Source organism: Rhodococcus sp. Leaf247 (genome assembly GCF_001426185.1).
Taxonomy (GTDB): domain Bacteria; phylum Actinomycetota; class Actinomycetes; order Mycobacteriales; family Mycobacteriaceae; genus Rhodococcoides.
Map to the genome: position 1 here is coordinate 1023570 of NZ_LMRP01000002.1, position 16367 is coordinate 1039936.

The window sequence follows — 16367 nt, forward strand, 5'->3', positions numbered from 1 at the left end:
ATTCCGCGATGACCGTTACCGACGTACGTTCGACCGTCTCGAACGGCGACGTGGACCTCGCGGTCTACACCTCGGGCACCGCCGACGGGCCGACGATCGTCCTGGTGCACGGGTGGCCCGACAGCCACACACTCTGGAATCACGTCGCGGCTCTGCTGGCCGATCGCTACCGCGTCGTCACCTACGACTCGCGCGGTGCAGGTGACTCCACCGTTCCGGCCCGCACTCGGGACTACAGCCTGGCGCACATGGCCTCGGACCTCCGCACAGTCATCGATGCGGTGAGTCCCGATGCGCCGGTGCACATCCTGGGTCACGACTGGGGCGCCGTCGAGGCGTGGGAACTGGTCGCCGAAGCCGATGCACCGCTCCGCATCGCGTCGTACACGTCGGTGTCCGGCCCCAACCTCGACCATCTCGCGCTCTGGGCCCGATCACGGCTGCGCCGCCCGACCCCCCGCAATCTGGCGCAGGTGTTCGCGCAGACGCGCGCGTCCTGGTACACCGTCACCTTCCACATCCCGCCGCTCGCTCGCCTGCGGATGTACCGGATGAAGCGCAAGGGGTGGACCCAGTTCATCGGAGAGTTCTCCGACGTTCCCGCCTCGATGGTCGACGAGTCACCGACACTGCTGGACGACGCCTGGAACGGTCTGCGTATCTACCGGGCGAACCTGCTGCCTCGTTTCCGAAAGCCGCGTCGCCGCTACGTCACCCTCCCGGTGCACCTGATCGTGAACACGCGAGACGCTGCCGTGCGCCCGTTCCACTACGACGACACCGAGCGGTGGGTCGCAGATCTCTCGCGCACGGATCTGGATGCAGGACACTGGTCTCCGCTGTCGCACCCCTGGGACATCGCTCGGATCACCGCCGACTTCGTCGACCGCATCGACGCGACGCGTCAGACCGCGTCGACGTAGACCCAGGCTCCGTCGACGCGGGAGAACGTGCTGTTCTCCCGCTGCGAACCCGGCCGGCGCGCACCGGCGTCGCGGAAGTGTGCGACGAAGTCGACGGTGCCGGTGGCGTGAAGCATCCCGCCGCCCGTCGTGCCCAGGATCTCGAGGCCCGTCCATTCGCGGCGGTCGTCGAGGTCCAAGGACGACGGTCGGGTGTCGGGATGCCATGTGCGCAGGAGGTAGTCGGCGTCGAGCACGGTGAACGCCGTGTACCGCGAGCGCATCAGACGCTCGGCTGTCGGCGCACTGATCCGACCGTCGAGCAGCGGTCCGCAGCACTCGGACATCGGTAGCGGAGTGCCGCACGGGCATGTGTCGGGCATGGATGAAAAGCCTACGGTCCCCGCAGCGGATCGATGCGCCGCCGTGCACGTAGACGCACCCGATCACGCAGATTTCTGCCGGATGGCAGAACATCCACTCAAAATGTGGCGAAACGTGCGTCGCTCGCCTGCAACGACGATCGAGCGTTCGACATCAGGTTCTGCACTGATCTACCACTATCGCTAGATACTCGAATATCGTCCTGTGCACGCAGTGTTCCGGAATATCGCGCGGTCAGCCCCGTCGAACCCCGCGTCAGCTCGGCAGCATCCCGAGTCTCGTGACGGCGTCGCGCTCGGCCTGCAGTTCCGCGACTGACGCGTCGATACGGCGCCGGGAGAACTCGCCGATCTCGAGACCCTCCACGATCTGCCAGGCACCGCCGGAGGACTGCACGGGGAACGAGGACACCAGTCCCTCGGGCACGCCGTACGCGCCCGACGACGGGAGTGCGACGGACGTCCAGTCGTCGGCGGGAGTGCCCAGGACCCAGTCGCGCACATGATCGATGGTGGCGTTCGCTGCGGAAGCAGCGGACGACGCACCGCGTGCCTCGATGATCGCGGTGCCGCGGCGCGCCACCGTCGGCACGAAGACGTCCTCGAGCCAGGTGGTGTCCGCGGCGAACTCGGCGCCCGACCGGTCCCCGACTCGCGCATGGAAGATGTCCGGGTACTGCGTGGCGGAGTGATTCCCCCAGATGCTGACCCGCGAGATCTCGCCGACCCGGACGTCCGCACGAGCGGACAGTTGCGCGACGGCACGGTTGTGGTCGAGCCGGGTCAGCGCTGTGAACCGGTCCGCGGGGATGCTCGGTGCATGCGCCGCGGCGATGGCCGCATTGGTGTTGGCGGGATTGCCCACGACCACCACCCGGATGTCGGACGCGGCGCCCGCCTCGAGAGCGACGCCCTGCGGACCGAAGATCGACCCGTTGGCCTCGAGCAGGTCGGCGCGTTCCATCCCTGCGGTGCGAGGACGAGCGCCGATCAACAGCGCGACGTTCGTCCCGTCGAAGGCGTCGACCGGGTCGTCGTGGATCTCGACCGACCGCAGCAGGGGGAACGCGCTGTCGTGCAACTCCATCGCCGTGCCCTCGGCGGCGCGCAGTGCCGGCGGAATTTCGAGAAGCCGCAGCGTGACGGACGTGTCCGGACCGAGCATCGCACCCGAGGCGATGCGGAACAGTGCCGCGTAGCCGATGCTGCCGGCCGCGCCCGTGACGGTGACGATGCTGTGCGTCATGTGAACTCCTTCGTTCCCATCGACCGTAGATCCCGCAGCCGACCGAGCGCACGGATGTGTGTCGGACTGCACCGGATCACCGTCCATCGGGCTCTCTTCGGCTTTCTAGCTGGCGAGCAAGAATGGTGAATATCGACCTGCGATCGCCCGATTTGCCCAACACCCGATCCTCGTCCACAGTGGCGCCATGACCCTGTCGGACAGTTGGGCCAGCAAACAGGCCACGGTGACGCGTGTGGGGGCGGCCGAGGCCGTTCTTCGTGAGCTCCGCTCGGCGATCGAGAGCGGCGAGCTCGAGGTCGGCACGCGCCTGCCGTCCGAGGCTGCACTGGCCACACGGTTCGGTGTCAGCAGGTCCGTCGTCCGGGAGGCACTGCGGTCGACGACCGCTCTCGGTCTGACCGAGACGCACACGGGCAAGGGCACGTTCGTCCTCGCGTCGACGGTGGAGACCAACGCCGTCTTCGGCAATCACTCGGTGGCGTCCCTGCGCGAGGCCCGACCCCACATCGAGGTGCCGGCAGCCGCACTGGCGGCAGAGCGCCGTACTCCGGAACAGATGGCCGCCATGCGCGCGTTGCTGCAGACGATGATCGCGGAGACCGACCCGAAGGAGTGGGTGCGGCTCGACGCCGAGTTCCACCTGCTGATCGCCACGGCCAGTGGCAACGACGTGTTCGCCGCCGTCATCGCAGAGATCCGCGAGGCGCTGGCGCAGCAGTCCGAGATGGTCAACCTGCTGCCGGATCGCCAGCACCGCTCCAATGTCGAGCACGAGAGCATCGTCGACGCCATCGAGTCCGGGTCCGGCGAGGCCGCATCGGACGCGATGGACCGGCATCTGACCCACGTCCAGGACGCGATCGGGCAGCTCCGAGGGGACTGAGCTCGTGGCCGGGAGCACCGCCGTCTGCCCGTAGAATAACCAGGTCACACGGCCGTCGCGCCCACACCGGGAAGGTTCACCATCACACAGCCACCAGCTCTCCACAACGTCGAGACACCGGACGTCTACCTCGTCCCGCCGGACAGCGACGAGATCGAACGCGCACGTGTGGCATCGGCAGCATCCCGGACGCGTCTGACCGAACGCTCGGACATCTCGCTGGTGAAGGACAAGTTCGCGTTGTCCATCACGACGACCACTCCGCACGAGGCCATGGTCGAGGACCTGCTCTTCGTGCGCGACGTCCTGGATGCGACCGCTATCGAGTACCTGCTGGTGCGTGGCAACGACGAACGTCCGGTCATCGCGATCGATCGACACGACCGACCCACGCTTCGCGACGCCTTGGTGGCAGCCTGCGCGAACGAGCCGTTCTACTCCAAGCCGATGGACGTCAAGGGCGGCACCGCGCTCCTGATCGCCGACGGACTGCTGGCCTCGGCGTCGCAGGCGCGCATCTTCCGGCTGTTCCGTCCACGAGCACATCGCACCAGCGGATTGTTCTACGGCTCCGCGAAGGGCATTCAGGTCGAATTGTGGGAGTTCTCCGACGACACCATCGTGCTGCCCGTGGAGAACTCGCTGACACGGCGCACGATCCGGGAGGACGAGGCGGTGCGCGGCACCGTCGAACGTTTCGGTCGGCACTGGCCCACCATCGAGAACATGTTCGCCGATCACGCGTCGGACATCGACTTCGATATCGACCTGGTCTTCTCGTGGGTCGACGGCTCGGACGCCGAGTGGCAGGCAGAACGCGCCGCGCACCTGCGCGAGTTCGTCGTCGGCGAGGGTGACGACCACGAGGCGCGGTTCCGTCAGATCGACGAATTGAAGTACGCGCTGCGCTCGGTGCATCTGTACGCGCCGTGGATCCGGCGGATCTTCGTCGTCACCGACTCACCGAAACCGGCATGGTTGGCCGAGCACGCCGACGTCACGTTCGTGCGCAGCGAGGAGTTCTTCACCGACACCTCGGTGCTCCCGACGTACAACTCTCAGGCAGTCGAGTGCCAGCTGCACCACATCAACGGTCTCGCCGAGCATTTCCTGTATTCGAACGACGACATGTTCTTCGGACGCCCGGTGGGCCCGCAGATGTTCTTCTCGCCCGGCGGGATCAGCATGTTCGTCGAAGCGGGAACTCGAATCGGGTTGGGCAGCAACGACGAACAGCGCAGCGGCTTCGAGAATGCTGCCCGCGTGAATCGGCGGCTGCTGCACGAGCGGTTCGGCCGCATCACCACCCGGCACCTCGAACACGCGCCGGTTCCGTTGCGGCGCAGTGTGATGTTCGAGCTCGAGAAAGAATTCCCGGACGAGTTCACCGCCACTGCGGGCAGCAGATTCCGTGCGAGCTCCAACATCTCGGTGACCAATTCGCTCTATCACTACTACGCGCTGCTTACCGGCCGTGCCGTGGTGCAGACCCGCGCTGCCGTGAAGTACGTCGACACCACGATGCGCAGTGGACTCCGCGACATGGACCGCCTGCTGGCGAAACGCTCGATGGACTTCTTCTGCTTGAACGACGGCAGTTTCCCCGAGATCGGCGCCGACGAGCGCGCCACGAAGGTCACGGCGTTCCTCGAGACGTACTTCCCCGTTCCGGCGCCGTGGGAGCAGAACTAGCGCTGAGTGGCCAGCTTTCCCGGAGCATCGGCGATGACGATCCCGGCGTCGTGCAGACGTCGGGCGGTCTCGTCGGCCGAGACGTAGGTGCCGACCGTCGTTCCCGTCCCGATGGGGACGACCGAGTGCACGACGGTGTCCTCGTACAGGTGCACGAGGTTGTATGCCTGGGCTCCGTCCCGTCCGCGCTGCGCACCGACGGGCACGTTCAGGTCCTGGGTGTAGCAGGTGGCAGAGGCGACGGACACCGGGATGCCGGCGAACGTCGCACTGGTGGAGTAGTGCAGGTGGCCCGCGAGAATCGCACGCACGTCGGTGCCCGCGAGAACGTCGGCGAGGGATTTCTGCTGCCGGAGTTCGACCAGCACCGCCAGATCCTGGACGCAGGGAACCGGCGGATGGTGCATGGCCAGGACAGTGCCGAAGGGAGCCGGTGACGCGAGGACGTCCGCGAGCCAGCGCAGCTGGTCCTCGGACACGGCTCCGTAGTGGTGCCCCGGCACTGTCGAGTCGAGCGTGATCACGCGGAGGCCGCCCACGTCGTAGACGATGTCGACCGGATCGGCGGAGCCCTGTTCGTCCAGCAGCGCCCGTCGGAACGTCGTCCGATCGTCGTGGTTGCCCATCGCCCAGACCACTTGCGCGCCGAGCGCATCCGCCACCGGCTCGACCATCGCGCGGAGCGACCGGTAGGCGTCGGACTCACCCTTGTCGGCCAGGTCGCCGGTGAAGACCAGCGCATCGGGACGGGCGCCGCTCGCCTCGAGCTCGTCGAAGATCTGACGCAGCCGCGCCTCGCTGTCCACGGCGCCGTACAGCTCACCGTCGACGACGAGGTGCGTGTCGCTGATGTGCAGGAGGAAGTGCTCGGGCCTGGGGTGCTCGGAGGTACGCCAGGTGTGCTCGGCCGACTCCATGAGTTCTCGCTTCCCGGTGCTGCCGCATCGCCGTTCGGCGCGTGGCATGAAGCTGTCCGGCTCCGCGGGAGAGCCGGGCACCGTCCACCCTAACCACACCGGGTGTCGGGCTGCCGAACGGAAGGCGACACGGGGTTGACGGCATACCGTAGGGGGGTATGGTAGGTCTCATGAACACGAAGACAGTCACCGTCGTCGGAATGACCTGCCAGCACTGCGTCTCGGCCGTGACGGAGGAGGTCGGCGCCCTGGACGGAGTCACCGGAGTGACGGTCGACCTCGCCTCCGGACGTGTCGATGTCGCGTCGGACACACCCATCGACGACGCTGCCATCGCCGCCGCAGTGGACGAGGCCGGGTACGAAGTAGCGCAGCCGTGACCACCGGGGAGAAGGCTGCGAACATCCAGCTCGACATCGGCGGCATGACCTGCGCGTCGTGCGCCAACCGCATCGAGAAGAAGCTCAACCGCCTCGACGGGGTGACGGCCACGGTCAACTACGCCACCGAGAAGGCGAGCATCGTCAGCGACGGGGCGGTCGGCCCCGAGGACATGGTGGCCGCGGTCGAGAAGGCCGGATACACCGCGACCGTCCCGCGCAAGGACGACCCGGCGGACACCGCCGCGCCGAGCGATCCGCTCCGCACACGGCTGATCGTGTCCGCGGTGCTGTCGATCCCGGTCATCGCGATGGCCATGATTCCCGTCCTCCAGTTCGACAACTGGCAGTGGCTCTCGCTCACCCTCGCCGCACCCGTCGTCGTGTGGGGCGGACTGCCCTTCCACCGCGCTGCCTGGACCAACCTGCGTCATGGCGCCGCGACCATGGACACGCTCGTGTCCGTCGGCACGCTGGCCGCCTTCGCGTGGTCCCTGTACGCCCTGTTCCTCGGTCACGCCGGCATGCCGGGCATGCGGCACGCCTTCGAGTTGACCGTCGCACGCACCGACGGCAGTTCGAACATCTACCTCGAAGCCGCCGCGGGAGTCACCACCTTCCTGCTCGCCGGCCGCTACCTCGAGGCACGGTCCAAGCGCAGCGCCGGCGCTGCCCTGCGCGCGCTGCTCGATGTCGGCACCAAGAACGTGACCGTCCTGCGCGACGGCCGTGAGTCGAGCGTCCCCGCCAAGTCGGTGGTGGTCGGCGACCGCCTGCTGGTCAGGCCCGGCGAGACCATCGCCGTGGACGGCACGGTCGAGAGCGGGACATCCGCAGTGGACACCTCGACGATGACGGGTGAGTCCGTCCCCGTCGAGGTCGGTCCCGGCGACACCGTGATCGGCGGAACCGTCAACGTAGGCGGCGCACTCACCCTGCTCGCCGAGCGCGTGGGGTCCGACACCAACCTGGCGCGGATGGCCCGCATCGTCGAGGACGCTCAGAACGGCAAGGCCGAGGCGCAGCGCCTGGCCGACCGTGTCTCCGGCGTCTTCGTCCCGGTGGTGATCGGGCTGGCACTCGCCACCCTGGTCGCCTGGGTGCTGCTCACGGGCAGCTGGTCCGCCGCCTTCACTGCGGCGGTGGCCGTCCTGATCATCGCGTGCCCCTGCGCCCTGGGTCTGGCGACACCCACCGCTCTGATGGTCGGCACGGGTCGCGGCGCCCAACTCGGCGTCCTGATCAAAGGCCCGGAGGTGCTCGAGCGCACCCGCGTGGTCGACACGATCGTGCTCGACAAGACCGGCACGGTGACCACCGGGATCATGAGCGTGCGCTCGGTGGTCGGCGACGATGTCGACACCGCACTGCGTCTCGCGGCGGCGGCGGAGTCGGGTTCCGAGCATCCGGTCGCGCGGGCCATCGTCGACAAGTACCGGGCGTCGTTCGGCGAGCCGGTGGAGGCGACCGAGTTCACGACGACGGCCGGTCGCGGAATCTCCGCACTGGTCGAGGGACACCGCGTCGTGGTCGGACGTCCCGGCCTCGCATCGTCGGGATCGTCGACCACGGACCTCCCCGACGACCTCCGACGCGCGTTCACCGACGCCGAGGCCGGGGGCGCGACCGCCGTGGTCGTCGCATGGGACGGTCGAGACCGAGCCGTCGTCGCCGTCGCCGACTCGGTCAAGGAGACCTCGGCATCCGCTGTCGCGGGACTCCGCAGACTGGGCCTGGAGCCCATCATGCTCACCGGGGACAACGAGTTCGCGGCTCGCGCAGCGGCCGACGCCGTCGGTATCGACACCGTGATCGCAGGAGTCCTCCCCGAGCAGAAGGCGGACGCGATCCGCGAGCTGCAGGCGTCGGGCAAGACCGTGGCGATGGTCGGGGACGGCGTCAACGACGCTGCTGCGCTGGCGACATCGGATCTCGGACTGTCCATGGGCACGGGGACGGACGTCGCCATCGAAGCCGGTGACCTCACTCTGGTCCGAGGCGATCTGCGCGTCGCCGTCGACGCCGTACGCCTGGCGCGGGCCACGCTGCGGACCATCAAGGTCAACCTCTTCTGGGCGTTCGCCTACAACGTGGCGGCCATCCCGCTCGCAGCAGCCGGTCTGCTGACCCCGATGTTCGCCGGTGCAGCGATGGCGCTGTCGTCGCTGTTCGTGGTGACCAACAGCCTGCGCCTACGGTCGTTCCGCTCCACCATCTGACTCAGGGCAGGAGCAGGGCGCGAACTCTGCTGTCGCGCAACCACACCCCGAGCCACGCGAAGATCCCGACGTAGACCGCGAACAGGACGGTCGAGACCAGCGGTTGGTCGGTGCGCCAGTTCGTGATCACCGCTCCGCCGAGGTAGCCGGTCAGCAGGACGGCGCCCAGCGGAGCCGTGCGGGGAATCGCGTACAGCACGATGATGATCAGCGCGATGATCCCGATCTTCGGCGCCATGTCCACGGGCAGACCCAGGTCGGCGGACGAGGTCTTCACCACGTCCAGGTTCAGCAGGTGGATGATCGAGTCGAACAGCATGAAGGCGATAACGAGGAGGCTGATGATCCAGCCCGCTCGGACGGCTCCGCGGGACGGTGCGGTGGTCGTGGCACGGGTGGGGTGAGTGGTCATGTGACTGTCGACCGCGTGCGCCACGGAAACTCATCACGGAGCCCCGGAAATTTTCCTCGGCGAGTCGTCCCTGCGAGGACTATCCTCCTCGCATGACTGCGACGCAGGAGCTCGGCAGCGACTTCATGACCCTCGCGGAACCGTATCGACGCGAGCTCCTGGCGCACTGCTACCGCATGACCGGATCGATCCACGATGCCGAGGATCTGGTTCAGGACACCCTGGTCAGAGGGTGGAAGGGATACGCGAACTTCAAGGGCGACTCGTCCCTGCGCACATGGCTGTACCGCATCGCCACGAATACGTGCCTCACCTCGCTCGAAGGTCGCAAGCGCCGGCCGCTCCCGTCGGGGCTGGGCACGCCGTCGTCGGATCCGTCGGACGAGCTGGTCGAGCGCCACGAGATCGCGTGGCTCGAGCCGGCGCCGCCGTTCGGCGATCCTGTCGACGACGACCCGGCGTCGATGGTGGGCTCGCGAGAATCGGTGCGCCTGGCGTTCATCGCCGCGCTCCAGCACCTGTCCGCTCGGCAGCGCGCCGTGCTGGTGCTGCGAGAAGTACTGCAGTGGAAAGCATCCGAGGTGGCGGAGCTACTCGGTACGACTCCGGCGGCAGTCAACAGTCTGCTCCAGCGTGCACGAGGGCAGATCGACGCGATCATGCCCGACGAGAACTCCGTGGTGGAACCCGAGTCGGCGGAGACACGTGAACTACTGAAGCGGTACGTCGACGGATTCGAGAACTACGACATCGACGGCATCGTCAAGCTCTTTGCCGCAGAGGCGATCTGGGAAATGCCCCCGTTCGTCGGGTGGTACCGCGGCCCGGCCGACATCGGCGCCCTCATTTCGACCAAGTGCCCCGCGACCGGCCCCGAGTCGATGAGGATGATGGCGACCACCGCCAACGGGCAGCCGGCCTTCGGCCTCTACATGCTCGGAGAGGACGGAGTGCATCATCCGTTCCAGCTTCACGTCCTCGAAGTCGTCGACAATCGAGTCGCCCACGTCGCGTGCTTCTTCGACACGACTCTCTTCGAGCGGTTCGGCCTGCCCGCGGCGTACACCGCGGGCGGCTGAGCGCTCACATGTCGGGGGGAGACGCTTCACCCGAGGCGACGGCCGGGTCCATCCAGGTCACTTCCCACACGTGACCGTCGAGGTCGCGGAACGACCGCCCGTACATGAACCCGTGGTCCTGGGGATCCATCCAGTCACTGCCGCCCGCGGCGAGCGCCGCGTCGGCCATGGCGTCGACGGCCTCCTTGCTGTCGGCCGACACGGCCAGCAGCATCTCGCGCGACGTGGAGAGGTCCGCGACGTCGTCGCGGATGAAGTCCTTGAAGCGCGGGACGTTCAGCAGCATCACGACGGCCTGCTCGTTGATGATCAGGCACGCGGTGTTCTCGTCGCTGAAGGTGTCGTTGAAAGAGAATCCCAGCGACGTGAAGAACGCGCGGCTCGCGGCGACGTCCTGGACGAAGGTGTTGACGAAGATCATGCCGGACATGGTGTCTCCTGGTGTGGTGTCGTCGGCCCCGTCATCAGGGCCACTCACCACTACCGACACCGCTGACCCGCGAAATTCATCGCGGCCGGTCAGGCTGCGTTCGCGTGCAGGTGCTGCTCCGCGAGCAGCCGGTAGGACTCGAGTCGCTCCTCGCGGTCGTCGACGGCGCTGGCCACGATGACCTCGTCCGCCTGTGCATGTGCGGCGAAACGATCGATGTAATCCGACGCCTCGGCCGGGGTACCGACTGCGGAGTACCGCACCATTCCCTGGATCTGACGGCCTGCCGGCGAATCCATGATCATGTCGACCTCCTCCTCGGAGAACGACCGGCCGCGCCCCACCATCATGACCACGCGACGGCGCACGCTCGCGGTGAAGATCTCCTGCGCACGTGCGGTCGTCCGCGCGACGACCGCGTTGACGGCGGCGATGACGTACGGCTCGGACAACTGTGCGGAGGGGCGGAACGTCTCGCGGTAGACGGCTACCGCTTCCTCCAGCGACTCGGGGGAGAAGTGCGACGCGTTGGCGTACGGAAGTCCGAGCTGCGCGGCCAACTGGGCACCGAACAGCGAGGATCCGAGAATGTAGAGAGGAACGTCGGTGCCCGCTCCGGGGATGGCCTGCACCCCGGGAACCCGACTGGACGACGACAGATATCCCTGCAGTTCGAGCACGTCCTGCGGGAAGGTCTCGGCGGACGACGGGTCACGGCGCAGCGCGCGCATGGTGGTCTGGTCCGAGCCGGGCGCGCGCCCGAGTCCGAGGTCGATACGGTCGGGGTGCAGTGTCGCGAGTGTCCCGAATTGCTCGGCAATGGTCAACGGAGAATGGTTCGGGAGCATGACTCCGCCACTTCCCAGACGGATGCTCGACGTGTGCGCTGCCACGTGTGCGATCAACACCGACGTCGCGGACGACGCGATGGACGGCATGTTGTGGTGCTCGGCGTACCAGACCCGTCGATAACCACTCGTCTCCGCGAGTTGGGCCAGAGCAACACTCGCGTCGAAACTGTCGCGAGGCGTCGTGCCCTCGCCGACCTGTGCGAGATCGAGTACGGACAGCGGAACAGCCACGAGCGTTCACCCTTTCGACGACAACTACTTCTTCACTGTCGCAACGCTCACCGCCGTCCGTATATTTCCGCGCACGCTGCGGCCGTCGACCGGACCATTCGGTTTCACCTGACGCCCGATACCCGAATTGCGCCGTAACTCGCTTATTGCACGTCGACGTGGATAAACTCGGTCCAACTGGACCGTGACACACCGAATCCCCATCGCGAGTTCCATGGGGAATTCGGGTCGCCGGTGCGGTCGGGGACATCACACATCGAAAGGACATTCGTCATGGCTAAACAGGTCTACGTAGAATTGGTCGACGATATCGACGGCGCGCCTATCAAAACGGGTAAAGGCGAGACCATCGGATTCTCGGTGGACGGCGTGGAGTACGAGATCGATCTGGGCGTGAAGAACGCCAAGGAGTTCCGCAAACAACTCGACTACTGGGCCGAGCATGCGACCAAGGTCAGCTCGCGCGGCAAGAAGGCGACTGCGAAGAAGTCGTCCTCGACGGCATCGACCGTTCCGGCACGTGACCCGTTGCAGACCAAGGCAATTCGTGAATGGGCGAACCAGAACGGTTTCACCGTGTCGAGTCGCGGCCGCATTCCCGCAGACGTCGAGCAGGCGTACAACTCCGCTCAGTGATGTGAGCCGCGCCTGGTCACCCACCGACCGACCGCACCGACCGTCAGCACGCACGATCCGGTGACGAGAGCGGTGGTCGGGAGGGTGAATACCAGGGCGGCGCATCCGAGAAGCCCGACGATCTGCAGCACCGGGGAATAACGCCGATCGCTGCCGGATTGGGTGAAGGCCGCGACATTCGCGACGGCGTAGTAGACGAGCACGCCGAACGAGGAGAAACCGATCGCCTCCCGCAGATCGACGGTGAGGACCAGCGCGACGATCACGACGCACAGGGTCAGTTCCGCAGCGCGTGGCACCGATCGCGACACATCGACGCGTGCCAGATATACCGGCAGATCCCGTTCACGGGCCATCGCCATGGTCGTGCGCGACACCCCGGCGATCAACCCGAGCAGGGCGCCGAGGGACGCTGCGGCAGCTCCGACGCGCACCACGGGATCGGCCCACTGCGCGCCGACCGCGCTCATCGCGGCGGCGACAGGAGCGCTCGACCGCGCCACACCGTCGGCGCCGAGGACGTGCAGAACCATCAGCGCCACGGCCGTGTAGACGACGACCGCACACGCGAGTGCGACGACGATCGCGCGGGGAATGGTGCGAGCCGGATCACGCACCTCCTCGCCCAGTGTCGCGATGCGTGCATATCCGGCGAATGCGAAGAACAGGATTCCCGCCGATTGCAGGATCGCGACCGGTGATCCAGTGGATCCGATGTCGACTCCTACCGGTCGCCCTGTGGTTCCCACGATCACCGCGACGAGAAGAACTGCCAGCACGATCGCGACGAGAATCCTGGTGACGAATGCCGTGCGCGTGATTCCGACCAGGTTCACGCACGTGAGAGCCACCACGGCACCGACGGCGACGATGCGTGCGTGGTCGGGCCACGCGTAGGCGCCGAACGTGAGTGCCATCGCCGCGCAGCTGGCCGTCTTCCCCACCACGAAGCCCCACCCGGCGACGAAGCCCCAGAAGTCGGACAGCCGCGCACGTCCGTAGGCGTAGGTACCGCCCGATGTGGGGTATGCCGCGGCGAGCTGCGCGGAGGAGGTCGCGTTGCAGAACGCGACGACGGCAGCGACGGCGAGGCCGATCAGCAAACCCCTGCCCGCGACGGCGGCGGCCGGCGCGAACGCCGAGAACACCCCGGCGCCGACCATCGAGCCGACTCCGATGACCACGGCGTCGCGGGTTCCCAGTCGTCTCTCGAGTGTCACCTGCGACAGCGTAGGTGTTCCGCACGGTAACGCGATTTCGATGAATCGCCGTTAACCGAATTCGCGGAAACGCCACGCAGCGACCACCGCGGTGCGTTAGCGTCGTCGACGAACCGAGCCGTCAGGAGCGTCGATGTCCCCTCAGCTTTCCTCCTCGTCAGGACCGACCGACACCCCGTTGCTCGACGAGACGATCGGACAGAACTTCGATCGCACGGTCGAGCGCGTCGGATCCTCCGATGCCCTCGTCGACGTTCCGTCCGGGCGTCGATGGACCTACGCACAGTTGCAGGCGGACGTGGACGTCGTCGCCGCAGGACTGATCACCCGTGGCATCGGACACGGTGACCGCGTCGCCATCTGGGCACCGAACTGTCCCGAGTGGACGATCACGCAGTATGCGACGGCCAAGGTCGGCGCCGTGCTGGTCACCGTCAATCCTGCGTATCGGGCGCACGAACTGCAGTACGTGCTCGATCAGTCCGGCGCGTCCATGCTGGTCGCGGTCCGCGCGCACGGCACCTCCGACTACGCCGACATGATCGACACGGTCCGAGGAGAGTGCCCGACGCTGCAGAACGTGGTGTACATCGGGACCGCCGACTGGGAGGACCTGACCGGGGCTGGAGCCGCCGCCGGACGCGACGCCCTGATCGAGCGAGCCGGCCATCTCGCTCCCGACGACGCGATCAACATCCAGTACACCTCGGGCACAACGGGATTCCCTAAGGGTGCGACGCTGAGCCATCGCAACATCCTCAACAACGGCTTCTTCGTGGGCGAACTCTGCCATTACACCGATGCTGATTCGGTCTGCATCCCCGTGCCGTTCTACCACTGCTTCGGCATGGTGATGGGCAACCTGGCGTGCACGTCGCACGGGTCGACCATGGTCATTCCCGGACCGTCGTTCTCGCCGGCCGCGACGCTGGCGGCCGTGGCGTCGGAGCGATGCACGTCGCTCTACGGTGTGCCGACCATGTTCATCGCCGAACTGGCTGTCCCGGAACTGGACTCGTACGATCTGAGCTCGCTCCGGACGGGAATCATGGCCGGCTCCCCCTGCCCCACCGAAGTGATGAAGCAGGTCATCGACATCATGGGGATGGCCGAGGTGTCCATCTGTTACGGCATGACCGAGACCTCACCGGTGTCCCTGCAGACCCGCTCGGACGACTCGATCGAACAACGCGTGTCCACCGTGGGCCGCGTCGGCCCGCACCTCGAGGTCAAGATCGTCGATCCGGTCACCGGGGAGACGGTTCCGCGCGGGGAGCCGGGGGAGCTGTGCACGCGCGGGTACTCGGTCATGCTCGGGTACTGGGACGATCCGGAGAAGACAGCGGAGGCACTCGACGCCGACAAATGGATGCACACCGGCGACATCGGCACCATGGACGACGAGGGCTACGTGGCCATCACCGGACGCATCAAGGACATGGTGATCCGCGGCGGCGAGAACATCTACCCCCGCGAGATCGAGGAATTCCTCTACTCGCATCCCGACATCCTCGACGCCCAGGTCATCGGGGTCCCGGACGAGAAGTACGGCGAAGAACTGATGGCCTGCGTCCGACTGCGTGACGATGCCCCCGCCATGACCGTGGACGACCTCCGGGAGTTCTGCGACGGTCGGATCGCCCGCTACAAGATCCCGCGGTACCTGCGCGTCATGGACGCGTTCCCCATGACGGTCACCGGCAAGATCCGCAAGATCGATCTGCGGCGCGACGCCGAGGAGTTCCTCGCCTGACCTCGGATCAGGACGCGTGGAACAGCATCGTCTCCGCGGTGAGTCCGGGGCCGAACGCCATGGCGCACCCCGACCCGGTGTCTCCGCGCTCGAGCATATCGGCGAGCACGAACAGCACGGTGGCCGAGGACATGTTGCCGTAGTTGTCCAACACCGAGCGCGAGGACGTCAACGCGTCCGCATCGAGGTGCAGCGCGCCCTCCACGGCGTCGAGAATCGACCGGCCGCCGGGATGTACCGCCCACAAATCCACCGACGACGTCTCGGCCCCGTCGAGCACCGTCTTCATGGTGGTCTCGTCCAGCGCTCGCGAGAGCGACCCCGGGACCTTGCCGGACAGGACCATGTCGAAGCCCATGCCGCCGATGCGCCACGTGATCAGGTCGCGGGAGTCCTCGATCATCAACGCGCGGAACGAGTCGATGGCGAGCCCGGTGGGTTCCGCGGTCACCAGGACCGCTGCTGCACCGTCACCGAACACGAGGAACGACAGCATCGTCTCGAGGTCGTCCGTCTTCTGCATGTGCAGCGAGCACAGTTCCACACTGACCACCAGGACGCGTGCGGACGGCTCGGACCGGACGATGTGATGCGCCAGCTTGAGACCGTTGATGCCGGCGAAACACCCCATGAACCCCACCTGCGTACGCTCGGCCGACGTCGGCACACCGCACTGCTTCATGATCTCGAAATCGATTCCGGGAGTGTAGAACCCGGTGCAGGTCAGAACGATGAGATGAGTGATGTCCGCCGCGGTGTCGCCCAACCCCAGACCGTCCACGGCGCGGACCGCGAGTCCCGGCGCGGTGCGTTCGAACTCCTGCATGCGAGCCTGCGTGTCCACCGCGTTCGGATCGTCGCCGTAGAAGGACGCGATCGACGGGAACGCCGAATACCGATGCGAGATCTGCGCCCGGTCGGCCATTCTGCGGAACAACAGTTGTTTGCGCCGCAGCGTGAAGGTGCTGTCGGCGTAGGCGACGAAATCGTCGTGCACGTCGTGCTCGGGTACAGCTGTCGAGATCGAGTTGATGTACGCAGTAGTCACTGGTGCCTTTCCTGCAGGGTTGCTCGTCGGGTTCCCTACCGCCTCCCGAGTCAATCACCGGTCGCGGTGTGACGCTGGTCGG

At 66.8% G+C, this 16367-nt stretch carries 16 protein-coding genes; 8 read left to right on the forward strand and 8 right to left on the reverse strand.

Annotation, left to right across the window (positions count from 1 at the left end; translation table 11 throughout):
- Window positions 1-8: 8 nt before the first annotated feature.
- Window positions 9-923, forward strand: coding sequence for an alpha/beta fold hydrolase (locus ASG64_RS14165; RefSeq protein ID WP_056074129.1), 915 nt, complete (start codon window positions 9-11; stop codon window positions 921-923).
- Here the strand turns inward: ASG64_RS14165 and ASG64_RS14170 are convergent.
- Together ASG64_RS14170 and ASG64_RS14175 are read right to left on the reverse strand one after the other, a co-directional pair.
- A complete protein-coding gene (locus tag ASG64_RS14170) occupies window positions 905-1285 on the reverse strand; it encodes a YchJ family protein (RefSeq protein WP_056074131.1) in 381 nt (126 codons plus the stop codon). The genes ASG64_RS14165 and ASG64_RS14170 overlap by 19 nt on opposite strands.
- A 256-nt stretch (window positions 1286-1541) precedes the next feature.
- On the reverse strand, window positions 1542-2531 hold the full coding sequence (locus tag ASG64_RS14175) for a malate dehydrogenase (protein WP_056074398.1): 990 nt from the start codon (window positions 2529-2531) through the stop codon (window positions 1542-1544).
- A gap of 187 nt (window positions 2532-2718) precedes the next feature.
- On the opposite strand from ASG64_RS14175, the gene ASG64_RS14180 reads away from it, so the two are divergent.
- Window positions 2719-3417 (forward strand): FadR/GntR family transcriptional regulator, encoded by a 699-nt coding sequence (locus ASG64_RS14180; protein ID WP_042576285.1) that lies wholly within the window; start codon window positions 2719-2721, stop codon window positions 3415-3417.
- 273 nt (window positions 3418-3690) lie between these two features.
- A complete protein-coding gene (locus ASG64_RS14185; protein ID WP_442971152.1) occupies window positions 3691-5109 on the forward strand; it encodes a stealth family protein in 1419 nt (472 codons plus the stop codon).
- Here ASG64_RS14185 and ASG64_RS14190 read toward each other — a convergent pair.
- The gene (locus tag ASG64_RS14190; protein WP_056074133.1) at window positions 5106-6026 is read right to left on the reverse strand and encodes a phosphodiesterase; all 921 of its coding nucleotides are present in this window, start codon (window positions 6024-6026) and stop codon (window positions 5106-5108) included. The genes ASG64_RS14185 and ASG64_RS14190 overlap by 4 nt on opposite strands.
- Before the next feature lie 170 nt (window positions 6027-6196).
- Here ASG64_RS14190 and ASG64_RS14195 point away from each other — a divergent pair, with 170 nt between their 5' ends.
- Together ASG64_RS14195 and ASG64_RS14200 are read left to right on the forward strand one after the other, a co-directional pair.
- Entirely contained in the window at window positions 6197-6406 is a 210-nt protein-coding gene (locus ASG64_RS14195; RefSeq protein ID WP_042576287.1) for a heavy-metal-associated domain-containing protein, read from the forward strand.
- A gap of 44 nt (window positions 6407-6450) precedes the next feature.
- Window positions 6451-8625, forward strand: a complete 2175-nt coding sequence (locus tag ASG64_RS14200; RefSeq protein ID WP_056074402.1) for a heavy metal translocating P-type ATPase — start codon at window positions 6451-6453, stop codon at window positions 8623-8625.
- Between the two features lies 1 nt (window position 8626).
- Here ASG64_RS14200 and ASG64_RS14205 read toward each other — a convergent pair whose 3' ends face one another.
- Window positions 8627-9037, reverse strand: a complete 411-nt coding sequence (locus ASG64_RS14205; RefSeq protein ID WP_056074404.1) for a DoxX family protein — start codon at window positions 9035-9037, stop codon at window positions 8627-8629.
- Between the two features lie 92 nt (window positions 9038-9129).
- Here ASG64_RS14205 and ASG64_RS14210 point away from each other — a divergent pair, with 92 nt between their 5' ends.
- On the forward strand, window positions 9130-10116 hold the full coding sequence (locus tag ASG64_RS14210) for a sigma-70 family RNA polymerase sigma factor (RefSeq protein ID WP_056074135.1): 987 nt from the start codon (window positions 9130-9132) through the stop codon (window positions 10114-10116).
- A 4-nt stretch (window positions 10117-10120) separates the two neighbouring features.
- On the opposite strand, the gene ASG64_RS14215 is transcribed toward ASG64_RS14210, so the two are convergent.
- Both ASG64_RS14215 and ASG64_RS14220 read right to left on the reverse strand, forming a co-directional pair.
- Window positions 10121-10546 carry a VOC family protein gene (locus tag ASG64_RS14215; RefSeq protein ID WP_056074137.1) on the reverse strand — a complete coding sequence of 142 codons (426 nt, stop codon included), beginning with the start codon at window positions 10544-10546 and terminating at the stop codon, window positions 10121-10123.
- Window positions 10547-10635: 89 nt separating this feature from the next.
- Window positions 10636-11628, reverse strand: a complete 993-nt coding sequence (locus tag ASG64_RS14220; protein ID WP_056074138.1) for an LLM class flavin-dependent oxidoreductase — start codon at window positions 11626-11628, stop codon at window positions 10636-10638.
- A gap of 273 nt (window positions 11629-11901) precedes the next feature.
- Here ASG64_RS14220 and ASG64_RS14225 point away from each other — a divergent pair, with 273 nt between their 5' ends.
- Entirely contained in the window at window positions 11902-12264 is a 363-nt protein-coding gene (locus tag ASG64_RS14225; protein ID WP_056074141.1) for a histone-like nucleoid-structuring protein Lsr2, read from the forward strand.
- Here ASG64_RS14225 and ASG64_RS14230 read toward each other — a convergent pair.
- Window positions 12258-13493: an APC family permease gene (locus tag ASG64_RS14230; RefSeq protein ID WP_056074143.1), complete on the reverse strand. Its 1236-nt coding sequence runs from the start codon at window positions 13491-13493 to the stop codon at window positions 12258-12260. The genes ASG64_RS14225 and ASG64_RS14230 overlap by 7 nt on opposite strands.
- Window positions 13494-13617: 124 nt before the next feature.
- On the opposite strand from ASG64_RS14230, the gene ASG64_RS14235 reads away from it, so the two are divergent.
- The gene (locus ASG64_RS14235) at window positions 13618-15237 is read left to right on the forward strand and encodes an AMP-binding protein (RefSeq protein ID WP_056074144.1); all 1620 of its coding nucleotides are present in this window, start codon (window positions 13618-13620) and stop codon (window positions 15235-15237) included.
- Between the two features lie 7 nt (window positions 15238-15244).
- Here the strand turns inward: ASG64_RS14235 and ASG64_RS14240 are convergent, their stop codons facing one another.
- Window positions 15245-16285 (reverse strand): type III polyketide synthase, encoded by a 1041-nt coding sequence (locus ASG64_RS14240; RefSeq protein ID WP_056074146.1) that lies wholly within the window; start codon window positions 16283-16285, stop codon window positions 15245-15247.
- Window positions 16286-16367 lie beyond the last annotated feature (82 nt).